The sequence below is a fragment of the Levilactobacillus zymae DSM 19395 genome (genome assembly GCF_001434115.1).
Classification (GTDB): Bacteria; Bacillota; Bacilli; order Lactobacillales; family Lactobacillaceae; genus Levilactobacillus; species Levilactobacillus zymae.
The window spans coordinates 65220-82295 of the sequence record NZ_AZDW01000032.1 but is presented as its reverse complement, the minus strand read 5'-3'; the positions used below and the strand labels follow the sequence as shown (position 1 = coordinate 82295).

Below are 17076 nucleotides of genomic sequence, written 5' to 3'. Positions count from 1 at the left end.
TTTTGATGTTTACCGATGACGCCCATACCGCCACGTTAGCTAGCTGGAACGCCTCCAAGCACCACCCGTTCATTCAGGCGCTCCAGGCTGGAACCTTACCCCTGAGTACGTTTCGGTACTATTTGATTCAAGATCATTATTATCTGCAAGCATTTGCTAAGGTCCACGAACTGGCCGCCCAACAAACCACCGATGCCGCGGCGGCTGCGCAACTGCGGGCCGGCGCACAGAGTCTTGAAGACGGCGAGGTCGCTAATCGCCAGACGTTCTACCGAGAACTCGATATCACCCCGGCCGAAATCGCGGCAACCCCGGTGGCGCCTACGAATTACGCCTACACCAGTCACTTGTACCGGATGTTGGTCACGGCCGGGACGCCCGGGGCCATTGCTGGTCTGTTACCGTGTTACTGGCTGTACGCCGAAATCGGCGCGGAGTTGGCCCGGACCGGGTCGCCCGTGCCCATCTACCAGACCTGGATCGATACCTACACCGCTAACGACTATACCGACGCGATGACCGCCCAACTCGCGTTAACTAATCGGGTCGCCACGCCGGAAAATACGTCGGCGCTGTTGGCCGCCTTTCAGAAGAGTAGCTGGTACGAATGCCACTTCTGGCAGATGGCGTTAGACCACGAAACGTGGCAACTCTGACCTCACGGGGCGTTCCGTTTCTCAAGTTAGTCGGCTTGCCCTATAATGGACTTACACCGATAGAGAAAGTGGTGAGTCCGTTGAAAAACTTACGGCAATTATCATTCTTAGAATTATTTGGGTTCTTGGCCTTGATTTTAGGGGTAGTCATTGAAGGCTACGCCCTGATTACCCGTCCCGGCACGGTGGTGAGCGGCGACGACATGTTCGGCGGTGCCGTGGTTCTGGCCCTCGCCGTGGCGTTTCTTCACGACCGGTCGCTGGGCCTACGGTTAAGCCTGATTGCCCTCAGCACCCTGGGCGTGGGCTACTTCGTGTTCATTCACACCCAAGCCTGGCTGTGGACCATCTTACTCGCCATTGCGGTGGCGGTCTTTCTGATTTTTTGCTTCGGTCTGCGGCGCGACGTGCGCCAAAACCACACCAACTGGCCGCAATTCTAACGTTAATTTCCAAAACCGTGACTTACGGGTCACGGTTTTTTGATACAAAAGAAAACAGGCCAACCGAAGTTGACCTGCTTCCCTGCTTGATAAACTACAAAAGACTGTAGTCATGTAATCATTATGATTACCGATATTTAAAGAAAACCCTACCGGTGTCCCGGTTCCAGATTAGTCCGCAGGTGACTGCGGCGTGACCCGCGCGTACGGCGGGTGGTTGGGCCGGGAATGTATTTGCGATTGTGGGGTGAAGCCCTTGCCCATCATAAACCATGACAGACCGCTGACAACGGCCAGCATCACAATGGCGATTCCCAGGCCGGTAATTACCCGTTGTAAATTCATGTTGCCACCTCATTAAGTCTTGTGTCGGGTCGGAAATTAAAAACTAGAGCCTAGCTTAACCGCCGAACATCACAAAACCGTGACAGAACATCGAAAATTCGCTAACAGTTTTAAGACTGCGCGTTAACGGGGAATTGTCATATTGTTTTTTAGTTTACGCAATTTTACCGCAATCATCAAGTCAAAATCAAAACTTTTACCGTTTGGAAGGACTTATTGCGCCCCTTTTACCAAACTTTAGTATAATGAAGGGTGAGCAGCAAGTAGGATTATCATTTGGAGGGATTATGAATGAGTCAAGAATTAAGTAGTCTGGCTGAAGCAATCATCGCCTACCAAAAGAAATACGATAAAACCGACGGCGAGATGGCCTATGGTTCCCGCCTGACGGTCGAGAAATTTCACGCCATCAAAACCGGTGAACTGCAACCCAATAGTGACGAACAAAGCGCGCTTCAAAGTTTAATCGCCAAGAAACCCCACTAAGACGCCATAACAGAAACGAGTCCGGATGAAGTTACCTTCACCGGGCTCGTTTTTTTAGTTTAATTTTCATCATTCGGGGCGGTTTGTGTGGCCCAAGCCCGTTGATAGGCCTGCGCCGTGCGATCGTCAAAGGCCACCAGGCGCACCGTCACGTCCGGGTGGGCGGTCAACCAGGTCGCAATCGTCCGGGTCGCCACCTGCGCCGCCGCGTCTAACGGGTAGCCATAGACCCCCGTACTGATCGACGGGAAGTCCACGCTGTGACAGCCCCGTTGCGCGGCCAGGTCCAGGCTGTGCCGGTACGAGTTGGCCAACAATTGGGCCTCCCCGCGCGTCCCCCCGTGCCAGACCGGACCCGGTGTATGGATCACCCACTGGGCCGGTAGCCGAAACCCCGGCGTGATCTTGGCTTCGCCAGTCGCACACCCGTTTAAGGGCACGCAGGCCGCAAAAAGTTCCGGTCCCGCCGCGCGATGGATCGCCCCGTCGACCCCACCGCCCCCTAACAGGGTGGTGTTGGCCGCGTTAACAATGGCGTCCACGTGGCTGTGCGTAATATCGCCTTGAATCACCTTAAACTGCGCCATGTCGTCACTCCTTTGACCAGGGCCACCACCAGTGATGCGTTTTCTTCGCTGTAGGCGCCCCATCCCGTTGCTTGAGTCGTTTCATGCCTTCTTTATACGGGTTCGCGTACAAGGCGTTCAGGTTCAACTTCTGGGAAGTTGCCGGCGCCGTGGCGGTCGCGCGAAACGGCCGTAAATCCGTATGACACTGCGGACACGTCTGGTCTTGCGCCGTCACGGGCGCGCCACAGTGCGGACAAAATCGTAAGTTAGCTGTCATGTTGGTCCCTTTCCGGTGAACGTTGCTGCTGATGCTGGTTACGCTGGCGGTTGCGCCGCTGTGTCTCGGCGGCCTGCTGAGCAGCGGCTTGTCGTTGCTCGGCCAACCGTTCCGCCCGTTGTTGTGCGGCTAAGGCCTTTTGGTGCTCGGCCGCCCGCCGTTTGGCCTGACTACGGTAGCTATAGAAGCTCCACAGGCCCACGGCAATAAACGCCACCAGGATCTGCAGCGGCACCTGCCACCACACCACCTTGGTCGCGACAAACAGATCGTACCCAATCAACAGTAGCGACATGGCGCCGACCACGGAACAGGTATCCCGCAACCAACGCGGCCAGGTCTTCCAGTGCATCTCCGTCACCCCTTTAGGTTATAAATCCCCCTCAACCTTCAACTGACGTTCGGTCAAATAGGCGTCGAGGTAGCCAAAGGCCAGTTCGTCAACGTCTGCGACCTGATAGATCTTGCCGACTTGGTCGAGTTGCCCCTCGTCGACTTGGTGGAAAATAAAGCGTTTGGCGCCCACCTGACTGGGATAACCCAGCAGGCTGTTGCCGTCGTGTAACTTCAAGCGAATCACGGTGTGAAACGCCGCGGCCTGGGTCAGCCGGGCGCTAAATTGATCGACCGTGGCGTCAAAGAGCCGTTCGTCGTTTAGGACCGGCTGGATTTGGTGCCGGTTGGCCCGGTTTAATAACGTAAATAAGCGCATGGTTTGGAGATAATCGGACTGCAACAGGACCGCGTGCAACTCGCTGAGCCGCATCACCGTGTACCCGCCGAACTGCCCGGTCATGTCCACCAGACTGAGAATCACGGCGTTACGCGTCAAGGTATTGACCCGCCCCACGAAGAACAGTTCGCGGTCGTGTTCGGGAACCAAAGCCACCAAGGCATCCTGGTCGACCAGGCGAGCAAGTGTTTCGCGCATCTGGTCTGCCGCCGTGATGACCTCGGGGTCCACGTGCGTGAGTTGCTGTAAGCGCGGCGCCGCTAAACTCTGTAAGGACAATTCTTGACCCTGAAACTCGATGACTTCGATGTCATCGGGATTCAGTTCCCGTCGCGGTTGGTCCGTATAATCAAATTTATTTAAGATCTGCACGGTCACGGTCTCGCTCCCCACGTGGGTCACCAGGCCCTCGTAGAAGCGTTGGTCGTTAGCCAAGACCAGCATCACGACCAGGTGGTCCACCCAGGCGTGGCTGAGGATCTGGCGGCGTAGGTCGCGTTGACCGTCGAACCGCATGGTCAAGCCCCCGGCCTGCACGAACCGTTCCTCTTGAGCGGTCTGCATCCGAAAGGCCATGTTATCCAGGTCGTTGCTGGAGAATTCGACCTCGTCGATCACGTCTAGGGCTAAAAATACCGCCCCGTCGGACAGCCCGTAATCGTCGTAGGTCGCTAAAATCATGCCGGTTTTCCCGACCGTGGTCACGTATCCCGTGTACACGACGTCCTGGTTGGTTTGGTACACGTTGACCAAGAGCCGTTGGGCGAGTGCCCGGTTTAAATCATCAACAATGGAATTCATTGAACGGCCCCCTTCTATATTTTTACCATTTTAAAAATTCTACCATATATGGTCCTAAATAGCTCGCCAAGGGCCACGCCGACCCGGTTAAGAAACCGCCGTCTTCAAGAATTCCCGTAAGGCATCGTTGGGTAGTCCGGCGCTTAGCCCGACCAGTAACTTGATCCGGGCCTTTTGCCCGTTCAGGCCTTGGCACAGCATCAACCCCATCTTGCGTAATTCGATGCCACCGCCTTGATAGTCGTAGATGTCTTCGGCGACCCCGTTGTAGCACCGTGAGACCAACACGATGGGAATCTGCCGGTCTAAGAGGCGTTGGACGGCCGGTAACGTTTGCGGGGGTAAGTTCCCCGCCCCCAGGCCTTCGATGACTAGGCCGGCCGTTTGATCGTTGTTTAACGCGTCGAAGAACGTCCCGTCCATCCCCGCAAAGGCCTTAAGCAGATACACGTGGTCGACCACGTGGTCAATGTCGCAGAACTCTTGGCGAATCAGTTGCTGGAAGTAGGTCGGGTGATCCTTGACCACCAAGCCAATCGGGCCAAAGGTCGGCGTCCGAAACGTGGCTACGTTGGTGGTGTGGGTCTTGGTCACGTAGCGCGCCGTGTGGATTTCGTCGTTCATAACCACCATGACGCCCTTGCCCCGCGACACGTCCGCCGCCGCGACCTGGATGGCCGACTGGAAGTTATGTAGGCCGTCGGACCCCACTTCGTTGGACGACCGCATGGCGCCGGTCACCACCACCGGGATGGTGTCCGGTAACGTCAGGTCCAAAAAATAGGCCGTTTCTTCTAGGGTGTCGGTTCCGTGAGTGATCACCACGCCGTCGATGCCCGCCGCAATGGCCCGCACGATGCGCTGCTTGATGGCTAGCATCTGGACCGGCGTCACGTGGGGCGACGGCAGGTTGAAGAGTTCGTCGGTGATCAGTTGCACCTTCCCGTCCAGAATAGTGGCCTGTTGGGCGATGGGATTCTGGGCGTTAGGCACGATTTCCCCCTGGTCGTTTTGCGACATCGAAATTGTGCCCCCGGTGTGAATGGCTAAAATCTTTTTCATGATATTCTTCCCTTCTCGCTTAAATGAGTACCCATATTGTACCCCATTTGCGTTAAAATTTAAGGATAGACGTGAAGGGAGTTGACACCGATGGCTCAAGATCCAAAAAAGTCGAATGATTATTATCGTCCTGGTCCCGTTGTTCACCCTAAGAAATACAGTTCTTCCGGGGGCCTGGCCGACTGGGGGCCCCTCTTAAAGTGGTTCGGCGACAGTTTTCGTGCCCTCTGGCGGAAGATAAAAAAGTGAAAATGCCGTTGTGTTTTTCATTTTTTCGTGCTAAAGTAAGCAGTATTCCAAACAAACTATAATCGTAATTGCCTATATAATGCCATGATAAGGTTGGCGAGTTTCTACCTAGAACCGTAAATTCTAGACTATAAGCAAATTGAGGCCCCCGAACTCTTTTTGCCGATGAAAAGAGTTCATCGGCAGAGTTTTCAAGACGCTCTTTTTGCAAAGAGGGTCTTTTTTGTTTTCATTAAAGCCCCCGCCTGATCAGTAGACAATTACCGTAAGGAGGAAGCTTTTTTGCAATCCGCAAAGTCCGCAACACCAGCACGAACACCCCATTCGTCTCAAAACCCGAACAAAGGTCAATCTTTGTCCACGTGGCAAGCCGCCATTCTCGGGTTTCAGCACTTATTAGCTATGTATTCCGGTGACGTCCTGGTTCCCCTGCTCATCGGGGGTGCGTTACACTTCAACGCTATTCAGATGGCTTACCTGATCAGCGCGGACATCTTCATGTGTGGGATTGCCACTCTCCTACAACTCAAGCGCACCCGGTTGACCGGGATTGCGCTCCCTGTGGTCCTGGGGTGTGCGGTTCAAGCCGTGACGCCTCTGACCGCCATCGGGAAAAGCTACGGCATCGGGACCATGTACGGGGCCATCATCGGGGCTGGAATCTTCGTGTTCCTGAGCGCCGGGTGGTTCTCGAAGATCAAGCACCTCTTCCCGCCCGTGGTGACCGGGTCGTTGATCACCATTATCGGCTTCACCCTGATTCCCGTGGGTTTCCAAGACCTCGGGGGTGGCGACGTGACCGCAAAGAACTTCGGCGACTTGAAATTCTTAGCCGTGGGGTTCTTCACCATCGCCGTGATCTTAGGTCTGAACGCCTTCGCGAAGGGCTTTCTTAAGTCCTTATCCATCCTGTTAGGCATTTTACTGGGAACCGTCGTGGCGAGTTGGCTGGGCATGGTCTCCTTAAGCCCCGTGGGTCAGGCCAGTTGGTTCCACCTGCCCCAATTCTTCTACTTCGGGACGCCCAAGTTCGAATGGTCATCGATTCTGACCATGATTCTGGTCTCGCTGACCACCATGGTCGAGTCCACCGGGGTGTTCTTCGCTTTAGGCGAAATCACCGGTCGCAAGATTGAAGAGGCCGACCTCAAGCGCGGTTACCGCGCCGAAGGGGTTGCCGTGATCTTGGGGGGCCTGTTCAACACCTTCCCGTATTCGACCTTCTCCGAAAACGTCGGGGTCGTCCAACTTTCCGGCGTTAAGACCCGCAAGCCCATCTACTTCTCGGCGGCCTTCCTGCTACTTTTAGGCCTGTTGCCCAAAGTCGGCGCGTTGGCCACGGTCATCCCCGCCCCCGTCTTGGGTGGTGCCATGATCGTGATGTTCGGCATGGTCGGGGTCCAGGGGATCCGGATGCTCCAACAGGTGGACTTCAAGGATAACAACAACCTGCTGGTCTCCGCGATTTCCATCGGCTTGGGGTTGGGCGTAACCGTCTATCCCCAAATCTTCCAAGACCTGCCCCAAGCCATTCAGATCATCGTCAACAACGGGGTAGTCATCGGGAGTTTCTCCGCGGTCATCTTAAACGTCATCTTCAACATGCGGCCGAGTCGTCTGCCACACCCCGCCCAAGCGCAGGTCAATAGCGACGCCCAACCTAAACACTAACCATCACTTACGGAAGTCGTTAGCCAAACCTTGCTGGCTAACGGCTTTTTTCTGTTCCCCAACTCACGTATAATAGGACTACGAGTCGCGGCGTCTTGCCCGGCTTCCCCTCACTGAACGGCGGCGCGTGTTCGCCGCGTTCAACTTCTAAATCAAGGGAGTTCCGCCATGTTAAGTATTCAACACATTCGTAAACGCTTCGACGACGTTCTGGCGCTAAACGACGTCAGTTTCGACGTGGCCAACGGGCAGATCCTCGGCCTGATTGGGCAAAACGGGGCCGGCAAATCGACCACCTTTCACAGTATCCTGAACTTCATCACCTATGACGGCCAGATCACCTGGCAGGGGCACGCCTTCACCCCCCAAGACTTCAACCACATCGGCTACCTCCCCGAGGAACGCAGCCTGATGACCAAGCTGACCATCGAACAACAAATCGTCTACCTGGCCCGCTTGAAGGGGCAAAAGGCCCGCGACATTCGCCCTCAAATCGACGATTGGCTGGCGCGCTTTGCCGTCAAGGGCACGCGCAAGAGTAAGATTGGCGCGTTGTCCAAGGGGAACCAGCAGAAGGTCCAGTTGATCTGCACCCTGATTCACCGTCCCGACCTGCTGATCCTCGACGAACCCTTTAGTGGCCTGGACCCGGTCAACGCCGACCTGTTGAAACGCGCCATCCTCGACGCCAAACAACGCGGCGCGGCCATCATCTTCTCCAGTCACGACATGGAAAACGTCACGGAACTTTGCGACCAGCTGGTGATGCTGCGCACCGGTAACGTGGTCCTCCATGGCACCTTACAGGACGTCCGCAACCAGTTCGGCAAGACCGAGCTGTTCGTGACCACCGACTGGTCGACCGACCGCTTGGCCGCCCTGCCCGGCGTGGCCAGCGTCACGGTCCGGCAACCGGGACAATACCGTCTGCACCTGACCACTGCGCAGGCCGGTCCCGCCATTTTCCAAGAACTGACCCAGGGCCACTACATCGAGGAGTTCAGCCAACAACCGCCGACACTCGATGAGATTTTCCGCTTGAAGGTGGGTGAAGACCATGCTTAAAACCTGGATTGTCACCTGCGAGACCTACCTGCGTCAGGTCAAGTCCTGGAGTTTCTTCTTCATGGTCTTAGGCCCGTTTCTGATGCTGGGGCTGACCGTGGGCATCACCTACGTCAGCAGTCGCAGTAACGCCAGCAGCCAAAACATCGCGGTCATCGCCGAGACGCCGGCGCTCCGGCAAAACTTTATCGCTGAGAACCCCTCGAATATCGATAAACAGATCACCACGGTGACCGCCGCTAAAAAAGCTTTGCACCAAAACCATCTGGCCGGCTACCTGGTTTTGCGCCAGACCGACCACCAACTGCGCGCCGACTACCACGGGCCGAAAGCCCTGGGCAAGGGACTCAAGGCCCAGGTCCAAAACTACCTGGCCCAGACCCAGCAGGTCACCAATTATCAACAAGCCAAGCTGACGGCTAAACAGCAACGGCTGCTCCAACGTACGCCCAAGCTGACCCAGCACATCGCGGCCAGCACCGGGACAGCTAACCTAGCTAAGACCATTTCGTTTTGGCTGATTGTCACCATGATCTACATCATCCTGGTGACCTACGCCTCGATCACCGCCCAGGAAATCGCCTCCGATAAGGGCACCAAGATCATGGAAATCATCTTCTCCAGCACCACCGCGGTCAGTTACTTCGTGGGTAAAATTTGCGGGATTTTATTGGTAATTCTGACCCAGATTGCCATTTATCTCCTGGGTGGCTGGGCCATCTACAGTTGGGCGCTGAGTCGCCCGCATTTACACGCGATGTGGACCCAGTACCACACCCTGGTCACGGCGATCCTGCACAACCTCTTGAACCTCAACCTGCTGTACCTCTTAGTCGGCGTGGTGCTGTTCACCCTGGTCGCCGCCTACAGTGGGGCCGTGGTCGCCAAGGCCGAGGACGCCTCCAAGGCCGCTCAACCGGTGGTCATGCTGGGGATGGTCGGCTTCTTCGCCACCTTCCCCTTCCAGAACAACCTGGATGCCCTACCGGTCAAAATCATGTCCTACGTCCCGTTTCTGTCGTCGTACTTCATGCCGATGCGCATCATCAACGGCACCGTCAGTCTGGGCACACAATGGCTCTCGCTGGGGTTAGCGCTCTTGACGGTGGCCGCGCTGGCCGGATACATCGGCCGCAAATACCAACACCTGATGTTGCAGACCGATAGTCACAGCGTCTGGCAACATCTCTTCCAACGTCATTAGAAAGGAGTCTTGATATGGCGGAAAAAGAACGTTATTACCAACCGTCAAACGTGACGGACGCCCTGACCGAAATCCAAAAACTGTTTAACAGTTACCGTAACGCCCCATTCACCCAGGAACTCCTGGACTATCACCGCAAGTTGATCGACCGTCTGACCGGTGATCTCCAGGACGCCGCGCGCGCCGAACACCGCGACGATTTGGTCGCCGCCGCGCAAGGCATGGCTCGCGCAATGCAGGGCTGGATTCAGATTCGTTATAGCGGCCAGCCGTACGCCGGTCGCCTGCGGCATTTCAAATTTGTTCCCGACGCCACCGGCCCTAAGTTCAAGCGCCACGTGGTCAAGGATCACGGCAGCGGCACGCACCGCAGTAGCCGTCACTAGACTTAAACCGACCGTCCGACGGGGAAACATTCCCGGTTGGGCGGTCGGTTTGTGTTTTCACTGGTCATTAACCGGAAAGCGTTTGCCTAAAATTAAGATTCCCGATTAACTTTTTGGTGGAAAGTGCTATAATTAAACACGTAAGTTTTTTGGGTCCTTAGCTCAGTTGGGAGAGCGCCTGCTTCGCATGCAGGAGGTCGTCGGTTCAAATCCGGTAGGATCCATTTTTGTGTATTCGGGACTAAAGTACCTGTTTCAAGGCGCTGATATGACGGCGTTTCTGGTTTAGCACATAATGACTAAATGCCGTCTCGTAACATTAAATGGCGTTAAATATGGCATTCACACAATAATAAAACAATCAGCGATGGTAGGAGTTTTAACTGTTAGCTTAACGGCTAGCAGTTTTTGTTTTTTTCATAGATACTCTCCCCTACACCTCAACAGCTAACCATCTTTCCTATTCAGGGGATGGTTTTTAATTTACGCTCAGCAGCGTTACACTACTTGTGTACCATACATATCTTAGGGGGTAACTACATGAAAAAGTTAACACACAACTACGCCGCTGCTCTCATGCTGATTGGGGTAGTAGCAGGAATTGGCCTTACCGCGGGGACAACGGCAAGCGCCATGAGTAAGAGTCAAAAGACCCGGTTGGCTAGTTATGCCAAGCTTGACCAAAAGACGACTAAAACCAGTCAAAAAATCGACCGTGAATTTGACAAGGTGGGGATTCGCAACCTGACCAAGTTAACTCGCCATAATATGAGTAGTCGCGTGGTTCAGCCCTTTGAGCCCGATGTGTTTACAATCGGCAATAAGTTAACCGTTGGCAATCAGAACCGAACTCATGGCGTTACGCTGGGTAAACACTCAGTGGTCGTTGGTAACATAAATACCTGGGGCGTTGCCAACGTTAAGACAACGACGCTATCCAAGAAAAATCAGAAAAAGGTTTTCCGCACCATTGGCTCTAAATGGCAATCGGCAGTGTCGATGACCAAGCTAAGCCAGGCAGCGCAAACCGCATTTTTAACCAAGCACACTTCCAAGACAGCGTTTGCTTACGGTGCCTACTCTAACTTGCCAGACCTTTACCAGAAAAACGCGCAATCCTATTTTGATCAAGATAAAAACAACAATGGCTTTGTAACGGTCACGGCAGACAATTATCTCAATTACTATCACAACTACGCCACTAAAGCGGGAACGCCAAATTATACGAAAATTTCGCAATCGATTAAAATCAAAAAGTTTACCCGAGGCAAATCCGTTTACACCTACTACCTAGCAAAACCATTGAAGGGTTTCGGCACCAAGAAAGTTAACATAGCTGGGAAAAAGATGTACCAACTCAAGATGTCACTGGGACACGTTTTCCAAGCCTACGATAATACCAATGGTGACGCTGGAACCTTCCGCATCACGGTCAACGTCGGTAGCAAACAATTCTATGCCAACCTTGGTAACATTGCGGAAGCTTACGCCTATTCCCTACAGGGTAGTCAGGATGGGCAATCTGCATTCGATGAACAAAAAGCTAAGACCTATATTCAGGGACTACAATAGATATTTCAAAAAGGTCACCCCCACCGGGTGACCTTTTATTCGACCTCAAGCTCACTTAGTCCTACTTCATGGTTGATTTCACAAGCACGTACCCTTTGTTCTTGAGAGCCTGTAGATAATATTTATTATAGAAACTAAACATCACCACGTTGACCATCAATCCCGCCACCAGACTCCGAGGCAACAACACCACTTGCGTTACCAACATACTGATACCCCACGGCCAGTCGCGGCGAATCAGCGGGACCAGGCAACCGAAAAATAGAGCGGTCCAACTCACGCCCATTTTACATTGCTTCACCTCCACGGTCTGGGGCTGACGCATCTTGACCATCACCGTGCTCACTCCCTTTGCCTTTAGTTTAACTCGCCCAACCTTGCGAATGAGTTTTAAATTACCCTTCACTCCCATTATTCTTAAATTATCTTATTCAAAATGTTAATTTAACGTTTAATAAACCTGTTTTTTGTGCAACAATAACTATAATCAAACATTTGGAGGGTAAATTAGTTATGCAAAAATCTCGTGTTTTACTGGCAACCACTTTACTCACCACGTCGGTGGGCCTGGGTATTTTGGCCAACAATCAACCGACAACCGCTCAAGCTAAAGTACGAGCCGCTAAGGTATTAAAGACAACGGCCATTAAGAAGCAGGCCTATAACATCAACGGCGGTTATCTGTACAAGAATGCCAAGTTGACCAAGAAGGCAACTAGTAGTCGGCACCTGCTTAAAACAACTCTCTATACATACAAGTCGGCTAACATCAAAAAGGCCAATGGTAAAAAAGCCGTCTATTACTATGTCAAGAACAAGTCCGGTTCTGTTAAGGGCTGGGCTTGGCGTGGTAACCTGCAAAAGAAACGTTCCTACGCACAACAAAAGAAGGATATCAAGGCAGTTCTGAGCATTGTGCGGACAATGTCCCAAGACTCTCAAAACGACTTACTCGGTGATTTTTCGGATATCACCCCACAACAAGCCTACAACGGGCTCAGTAACATCGTTTCTTGGTCAAGTATCAACAACGATACAACTGCCGATCATGCCGCCGCTGGTAAATTCTACAAACACTTCCAAGGCCGCTTCAATTCCATCACAAATTCTAAACTAGCTGCCATTTATGGCAGTTACGTCGATGCGATGAATTCCTCAAATGACCAGGATGCTTACGAGGCTTCTAATAACCTCTTTGATGCCCTGGGTGATGCCATTTCTTCGCTCGGTTAAATCCATTAGCACCCCCCAGTTTCACACTTAGATTGCTGCTGGTCAAAAGACTGGCCGCTCTCCCATCCGGGAAAGCGGCCAGTCTTTTTAATTACAGGTCTTCATGACGCTTATCTTTTAGTTGTTCCTTGGCTAACGCCAGAATTTCCGGCTTCAACCCGATCCGTTCGGCCAACCACATGGCTTCACTGGCCCCAACCTGATTCAGCAACAGGCGGTATTCCGGCCGCAACGTTTGCCGGTCGAAGGCCATCGCCCCGGTCACAAAATGGGGTTGGGCCACCGCGTAGTTCTTGATGCCCGTGTAGTGGGTCGTGACCACCAGCTTGGCACCTTGGTCGATGAGGTACTGGATGATGGCGATGCCCAGCGCCGTTCCCTCTTCCGGGTCGGTCCCACTGCCGATTTCGTCGAGCAAAATCAGCGCGTTAGGCCGCAAATCGTTGGTGATATTCACCAGCGTGGTCATTTCCCCCGAGAAGGTACTCAGCTGAGCCGCCATGTTCTGTTGGTCCCCGATGTCGATCATGACTTGGTCAAAGACGGCCAGGTTGGTGCCCTCGTCGGCCGGAATCTCCAGCCCCAGCTTGACCATCATCGAGAATAACGCGATGGTTTTCAGTACCACCGTCTTCCCACCGGAATTGGCCCCGGTGATCATCAGACTTTGGTCGGCCGTCAGCGTCACGTTCAACGGGACTGCCTTTTCACCCAATAACGGGTGGCGCCCATTGACGATGTGCAGCGCCTGTTGCCCGTTTAGCTTCGGCAAGATAGCCTGATGTTCCAGGCCGTACTGCCCCCGGGCGAAGATCTGGTCGAGTTGACTCAATAAGTCGATCTGCTTTTCCAGGTCCGCCCAGTGTTCCTCGATATCGCCGGTCATGGTGGCCAAGATCTGGTACACCTCAGCATCTTCTGCGCCTAACGTGGCGGCGAGGGCCAGACCGGTCTTGGTAACCGTTCCCGGTTCGAAATAGACCGTGGAACCGGTGGCCGATTGGCCCATGACCGTCCCCTTGAATTTGTGCTTGTAGGTCGCCTTCAGCTGCACGCAGTAGTGGCCGTCGCGACGAATCAGCTGCTTGCCCTGCATCTCGTGGGAGTGCTTGGCCGTGAACTGGCTGAGCTGTTGTTGAATCTGACGGGACTGCTTGTCCTTATCCTTACGCAGTTGGGCCAATTCGGGGGTCGCATCGTCGCGAATCCCGTTAAGGTCCAGCACATCGTCTAACCGGTCGCGAAGGCCGGTCAGTGGCGGCTGCTTGGCCAATAACGCCATCAGTTGCGGAATCTCGGTGGTGTGTTGGCGCAAAACGATGCTGAGCCGTTGCCAGTTGACCAACGCCGCCAAAACGGCCTTCAATTGGTCGACCGTCAACAAGCGTCCCTGGTCCAACTTGGTGTGGATCACCGTGAGTTGGTCCAGGTCAAAGAACGTCAGCATCACGTCTTGACTCAACAGCTGGTGGGCCTCGTGGGTCAATGCCAGTTCGCGCCGGACCGCGCTAAGGTTGGTCTGGACCGGCGTTTGCCGGAGTTGGTCGGCGGCGTAATCGCTGTGGGTCAGCTGCGCGGCCGCGTCTAAAATCGTATCTAGTTGTAGTGTTTCTTCAATTGTTTTATTCATAGTTCTCCTTGATGGTACCCGACAATGGAGAACGAAGTCTGTCCATTGTCGCGCCCTAGTTCAGTTGGGACGGCGTCAGACCGTTGACCGCACTCATTAACGTCACTCCTTTTGACTCGAATAGTCCCAGAATAGCATGTTCCTGGCGGTGATTCAAACCCCGGGTTCTTAAATTAATTCCTACTAAAAGGGAGCCTGACCGCATAAACGGCAGACTCCCTTCCTAATTTTCCGATGATAAACGCTTAAAATAAGCCCAACGAATCCGGTCTTATTTCCCGGCGCCCCCTTCATTATCAGCTTCACCACTGGCCCATACCTTCGTTGCGTAAAACGAATTAAACAGTAAAGCAGCTTGCAAAGCAACTTGTGACAAGTTAGCCCCCAAGGTCCCGATTGAGGTGGCCCCAATCATAATTTGAACCGAAAGGATCCCCCAGTAAAGAATATTGGCACTGTTGACCACAATCCACAATGACCAATTTTCTTGGTACTTGCAGATGTACAGGACTTGAGCGATGATGCTGACCACGAAGTTGATTGAATCAAAGTACGGTAATTGCCCGTGGAGCATGGACAAGACCCACCAACCAATCAGCCAAGCAACGAACGCCCCAACAAACAACCAGCGGCGTGTATTGGTTTTAAACGTGTGGGTCGCTTCATCGTGCCCCCACATGAACCAGCCGATGGGTTGCGAAATTACGTAGAAGATGTCCATCGCAAAAGACCCGTAGGCGTGGCTGATCCACGCGACATAGGTCATCGCTAGACACTGCACAATCCCAAAAACAAAGGAGATTTTCCGTCCCTTCATTCCGTAAACCAGGCAAAGCGTTCCGGCAACTCCCGAAACCATCCCAATCCAACTATCGGGTGCTAAGAAATAAACGCCGACTTGAATTAAAACCAAAATGGTGACGTAGGTCACTTCAAAGGGTTTCCAATTCGTAAATAATTGATTAAACCACCAACCATGTTGTTTCTTTACATCCATGATTACGCCTCCAAGCTTGGATCACTAAGAATGTCTAACGCTAATTTAAGGGATGCCTTTTCGCCAGCAGCCATTGCGGATTCCCCGTTAACCAGGTCATTCACGCCAGCAGCTAAATCGCCCTCGTATAAGACCACATTATTGAGAATTGAGAGGGTCTCCATATGACGTTGTCGTCCAATCGTCATAAGTGCCCCCGACTCCATATCACCGCCAACAATTCCTTTGGTTGACCAAAAGGCTTCCGTTTCGGCGTTGTTATCCATATAGAAACCATCATGTGAACGAATGATGCCATAGACTGCTTGGGGCGCATACTTGTGTGCCAAGGCCATTAAGTTAAATGCAGGAACTGCCGGATAAATTTCAGGGACGTATTGTCGAGACAAGCCATCGTCTCGTACAACGCCCTCCCCAATAATAAGGTCCCCAAAGTTAATTCCGGTCTGCATAGCACCAGCAGAACCGACCCGAATTGCCCGTTTCACGTTCACGTTATGTAATTCTTCAACACCAATCCCCGTAGATGGCGCTCCGATTCCTGTGGACATTACCAAAATTCGCTTACCTGCATAATTGCCTATAATGGATTTGTATTCACGATTATAGGCCCAATCTTGAACGTCTGTCATCAGTTGAGCGGCCTTATCGACACGCGCAGGATCACCGACAATAATGGCACTGTCCGTATCAATAGCCGTAGTTAATTGCGTATGGGGTTGTTGTTCTTCTGTCATATTATTAGTCCTCGATTCTAATCAGTTGCTGTAATTTTTGCCGATTGATAAGCCGAATCCTTCCCTTATTGATTTCGATAATCTCTAGTTCTGCAAGTTGCTTCAAAACTCGATTAACGTTACGTAAGGAGGTATCCACCCGGTAAGTCACCTGTTCACGGGTAATATACGTTTGGTCCGTTAAATCCGTTAGTAGGCAAAATCCGATTTGTTGCCGGGTTGAGTAAAGGCTATACCGTTCCGTGCGTTTGGTTAAATGATAGATTTGTTCCGATAAGTTATAAATTAAGGAATTAGCAAACCGATGATCCCGCATCGTCCATTCCCGAAAATCCGCATTGGAAATCTGTAAAAGGGTCACGGGAGAAATATTGACGATGGACGCACTATAGGGTTGTGCCACAATCGCTTCCTGTTCCCCAATAAACATTCCTGGTTGATAAATGTCCAAAACCACGGACTTTCCCGTTTCGGCAGCCAGATAAACTTTGACCTCGCCAGCTACGAGAATATAGGTATTCGGATACTGACTTCCCTGAGCCAATTTAAACTCCTGAGTGTCATATCGCTTAACGGTCATCTTCTCGAGAATTTCCAAAGGCGCTGTTTTAACCAGTTGATACACTTTTGAATTAGATTGGATTGTTTCGTAAACGCTTGCAAGCACGATGAGTTCAACCTCTCTATGACTATAGAATAAAGAAAAAATGTCAAATTTAATATGAAATATGTCTACCAAATGTAACCGTTTACTATAATTTTTGTTCAAAACTGATTTTAATTGAGGACATTTGTCCCAAACCATTATTTTTCCTGAAATAGCAGTCAAAATCAATGACAAAATCCCAATTATCTCTTGTTAGCTTATTACCAGACTACCAAATATAAAGAACGCTTTCGCTTTAATTTTCGCTAAAAACGGCCCCCGCAAAATCATCACGATTTTTCGAGAGCCGTTTA

Annotated in this window: 20 protein-coding genes, 1 tRNA gene and 1 riboswitch; of the genes, 10 read left to right on the top strand and 11 right to left on the bottom strand. The window is 52.4% G+C overall.

What is annotated here, in order from left to right; translation table 11 throughout:
• The first annotated feature begins 5 nt into the window (after nt 1–5).
• Nucleotides 6–656 (top strand): thiaminase II, encoded by a 651-nt coding sequence (tenA, locus tag FD38_RS07175; protein ID WP_057732747.1) that lies wholly within the window; start codon nt 6–8, stop codon nt 654–656.
• Nucleotides 657–727: 71 nt separating this feature from the next.
• Nucleotides 728–1099, top strand: coding sequence for a hypothetical protein (locus FD38_RS07170; RefSeq protein ID WP_225430770.1), 372 nt, complete (start codon nt 728–730; stop codon nt 1097–1099).
• A gap of 171 nt (nt 1100–1270) precedes the next feature.
• Here the strand turns inward: FD38_RS07170 and FD38_RS12785 are convergent, their stop codons facing one another.
• The gene (locus FD38_RS12785) at nt 1271–1444 is read right to left on the bottom strand and encodes a hypothetical protein (RefSeq protein ID WP_157058827.1); all 174 of its coding nucleotides are present in this window, start codon (nt 1442–1444) and stop codon (nt 1271–1273) included.
• Between the two features lie 291 nt (nt 1445–1735).
• On the opposite strand from FD38_RS12785, the gene FD38_RS07165 reads away from it, so the two are divergent.
• A complete protein-coding gene (locus tag FD38_RS07165) occupies nt 1736–1930 on the top strand; it encodes an LBP_cg2779 family protein (RefSeq protein WP_057732743.1) in 195 nt (64 codons plus the stop codon).
• 59 nt (nt 1931–1989) lie between these two features.
• On the opposite strand, the gene FD38_RS07160 is transcribed toward FD38_RS07165, so the two are convergent.
• The 5 genes from FD38_RS07160 to FD38_RS07145 form a co-directional block, all read right to left on the bottom strand.
• Nucleotides 1990–2517: an O-acetyl-ADP-ribose deacetylase gene (locus tag FD38_RS07160; RefSeq protein WP_057732741.1), complete on the bottom strand. Its 528-nt coding sequence runs from the start codon at nt 2515–2517 to the stop codon at nt 1990–1992.
• A gap of 4 nt (nt 2518–2521) precedes the next feature.
• On the bottom strand, nt 2522–2776 hold the full coding sequence (locus FD38_RS12780; RefSeq protein ID WP_147007818.1) for a zinc-ribbon domain-containing protein: 255 nt from the start codon (nt 2774–2776) through the stop codon (nt 2522–2524).
• Nucleotides 2766–3128 carry a hypothetical protein gene (locus FD38_RS07155; RefSeq protein ID WP_057732739.1) on the bottom strand — a complete coding sequence of 121 codons (363 nt, stop codon included), beginning with the start codon at nt 3126–3128 and terminating at the stop codon, nt 2766–2768. The genes FD38_RS12780 and FD38_RS07155 overlap by 11 nt, the downstream gene beginning before the upstream one ends.
• 18 nt (nt 3129–3146) lie before the next feature.
• Nucleotides 3147–4310, bottom strand: a complete 1164-nt coding sequence (locus FD38_RS07150) for a hypothetical protein (protein WP_057732737.1) — start codon at nt 4308–4310, stop codon at nt 3147–3149.
• A gap of 87 nt (nt 4311–4397) precedes the next feature.
• Nucleotides 4398–5372, bottom strand: coding sequence for an asparaginase (locus FD38_RS07145; RefSeq protein ID WP_057732735.1), 975 nt, complete (start codon nt 5370–5372; stop codon nt 4398–4400).
• A 301-nt stretch (nt 5373–5673) separates the two neighbouring features.
• Nucleotides 5674–5772: riboswitch (purine riboswitch) on the top strand.
• Nucleotides 5773–5975: 203 nt separating this feature from the next.
• Between FD38_RS07145 and FD38_RS07140 the strand changes: the two genes are divergently transcribed.
• The 6 genes from FD38_RS07140 (at nt 5976) to FD38_RS07115 (ending at nt 11519) form a co-directional block, all read left to right on the top strand.
• Complete coding sequence (locus FD38_RS07140; RefSeq protein WP_057732733.1) at nt 5976–7292, top strand: nucleobase:cation symporter-2 family protein; 1317 nt, start codon at nt 5976–5978, stop codon at nt 7290–7292.
• Between the two features lie 168 nt (nt 7293–7460).
• Nucleotides 7461–8357 (top strand): ABC transporter ATP-binding protein, encoded by an 897-nt coding sequence (locus FD38_RS07135; protein WP_057732731.1) that lies wholly within the window; start codon nt 7461–7463, stop codon nt 8355–8357.
• Nucleotides 8350–9561 (top strand): ABC transporter permease, encoded by a 1212-nt coding sequence (locus FD38_RS07130; protein WP_057732729.1) that lies wholly within the window; start codon nt 8350–8352, stop codon nt 9559–9561. The genes FD38_RS07135 and FD38_RS07130 overlap by 8 nt, the downstream gene beginning before the upstream one ends.
• A 14-nt stretch (nt 9562–9575) precedes the next feature.
• Nucleotides 9576–9947: a hypothetical protein gene (locus FD38_RS07125; RefSeq protein ID WP_057732727.1), complete on the top strand. Its 372-nt coding sequence runs from the start codon at nt 9576–9578 to the stop codon at nt 9945–9947.
• Between the two features lie 151 nt (nt 9948–10098).
• A tRNA-Ala gene (locus tag FD38_RS07120) sits at nt 10099–10171 on the top strand.
• A gap of 316 nt (nt 10172–10487) precedes the next feature.
• Nucleotides 10488–11519, top strand: a complete 1032-nt coding sequence (locus tag FD38_RS07115; protein ID WP_057732725.1) for a hypothetical protein — start codon at nt 10488–10490, stop codon at nt 11517–11519.
• A 61-nt stretch (nt 11520–11580) separates the two neighbouring features.
• Here the strand turns inward: FD38_RS07115 and FD38_RS07110 are convergent, their stop codons facing one another.
• Complete coding sequence (locus tag FD38_RS07110; RefSeq protein ID WP_147007819.1) at nt 11581–11853, bottom strand: DUF2628 domain-containing protein; 273 nt, start codon at nt 11851–11853, stop codon at nt 11581–11583.
• 179 nt (nt 11854–12032) lie between these two features.
• Here FD38_RS07110 and FD38_RS07105 point away from each other — a divergent pair, with 179 nt between their 5' ends.
• Nucleotides 12033–12752, top strand: a complete 720-nt coding sequence (locus tag FD38_RS07105) for a hypothetical protein (protein WP_057732721.1) — start codon at nt 12033–12035, stop codon at nt 12750–12752.
• Nucleotides 12753–12843: 91 nt separating this feature from the next.
• Here the strand turns inward: FD38_RS07105 and FD38_RS07100 are convergent, their stop codons facing one another.
• From FD38_RS07100 to FD38_RS07085, 4 genes are all read right to left on the bottom strand, one after another.
• A complete protein-coding gene (locus tag FD38_RS07100; protein ID WP_057732719.1) occupies nt 12844–14382 on the bottom strand; it encodes an endonuclease MutS2 in 1539 nt (512 codons plus the stop codon).
• Nucleotides 14383–14653: 271 nt separating this feature from the next.
• Nucleotides 14654–15379: a nicotinamide riboside transporter PnuC gene (pnuC, locus tag FD38_RS07095; RefSeq protein ID WP_057732717.1), complete on the bottom strand. Its 726-nt coding sequence runs from the start codon at nt 15377–15379 to the stop codon at nt 14654–14656.
• A gap of 2 nt (nt 15380–15381) precedes the next feature.
• Complete coding sequence (locus tag FD38_RS07090; protein WP_057732716.1) at nt 15382–16116, bottom strand: nucleoside phosphorylase; 735 nt, start codon at nt 16114–16116, stop codon at nt 15382–15384.
• Nucleotides 16117–16120: 4 nt separating this feature from the next.
• Nucleotides 16121–16945, bottom strand: a complete 825-nt coding sequence (locus tag FD38_RS07085; RefSeq protein ID WP_225430771.1) for a Crp/Fnr family transcriptional regulator — start codon at nt 16943–16945, stop codon at nt 16121–16123.
• Nucleotides 16946–17076: the final 131 nt, after the last annotated feature.

Coding starts and splice junctions, on each gene's coding strand:
- FD38_RS07115 (WP_057732725.1), top strand. CDS start 10,488: ATGAAAAAGTTAACACACAACTACGCCGCTGCTCTCATGCTGATTGGG.
- FD38_RS07155 (WP_057732739.1), bottom strand. CDS start 3,128: ATGCACTGGAAGACCTGGCCGCGTTGGTTGCGGGATACCTGTTCCGTG.
- FD38_RS07125 (WP_057732727.1), top strand. CDS start 9,576: ATGGCGGAAAAAGAACGTTATTACCAACCGTCAAACGTGACGGACGCC.
- FD38_RS07100 (WP_057732719.1), bottom strand. CDS start 14,382: ATGAATAAAACAATTGAAGAAACACTACAACTAGATACGATTTTAGAC.
- tenA (WP_057732747.1), top strand. CDS start 6: ATGTTTACCGATGACGCCCATACCGCCACGTTAGCTAGCTGGAACGCC.
- FD38_RS07090 (WP_057732716.1), bottom strand. CDS start 16,116: ATGACAGAAGAACAACAACCCCATACGCAATTAACTACGGCTATTGAT.
- FD38_RS12780 (WP_147007818.1), bottom strand. CDS start 2,776: ATGACAGCTAACTTACGATTTTGTCCGCACTGTGGCGCGCCCGTGACG.
- FD38_RS07105 (WP_057732721.1), top strand. CDS start 12,033: ATGCAAAAATCTCGTGTTTTACTGGCAACCACTTTACTCACCACGTCG.
- FD38_RS07145 (WP_057732735.1), bottom strand. CDS start 5,372: ATGAAAAAGATTTTAGCCATTCACACCGGGGGCACAATTTCGATGTCG.
- pnuC (WP_057732717.1), bottom strand. CDS start 15,379: ATGGATGTAAAGAAACAACATGGTTGGTGGTTTAATCAATTATTTACG.
- FD38_RS12785 (WP_157058827.1), bottom strand. CDS start 1,444: ATGAATTTACAACGGGTAATTACCGGCCTGGGAATCGCCATTGTGATG.
- FD38_RS07130 (WP_057732729.1), top strand. CDS start 8,350: ATGCTTAAAACCTGGATTGTCACCTGCGAGACCTACCTGCGTCAGGTC.
- FD38_RS07135 (WP_057732731.1), top strand. CDS start 7,461: ATGTTAAGTATTCAACACATTCGTAAACGCTTCGACGACGTTCTGGCG.
- FD38_RS07110 (WP_147007819.1), bottom strand. CDS start 11,853: ATGGTCAAGATGCGTCAGCCCCAGACCGTGGAGGTGAAGCAATGTAAA.
- FD38_RS07165 (WP_057732743.1), top strand. CDS start 1,736: ATGAGTCAAGAATTAAGTAGTCTGGCTGAAGCAATCATCGCCTACCAA.
- FD38_RS07150 (WP_057732737.1), bottom strand. CDS start 4,310: ATGAATTCCATTGTTGATGATTTAAACCGGGCACTCGCCCAACGGCTC.
- FD38_RS07160 (WP_057732741.1), bottom strand. CDS start 2,517: ATGGCGCAGTTTAAGGTGATTCAAGGCGATATTACGCACAGCCACGTG.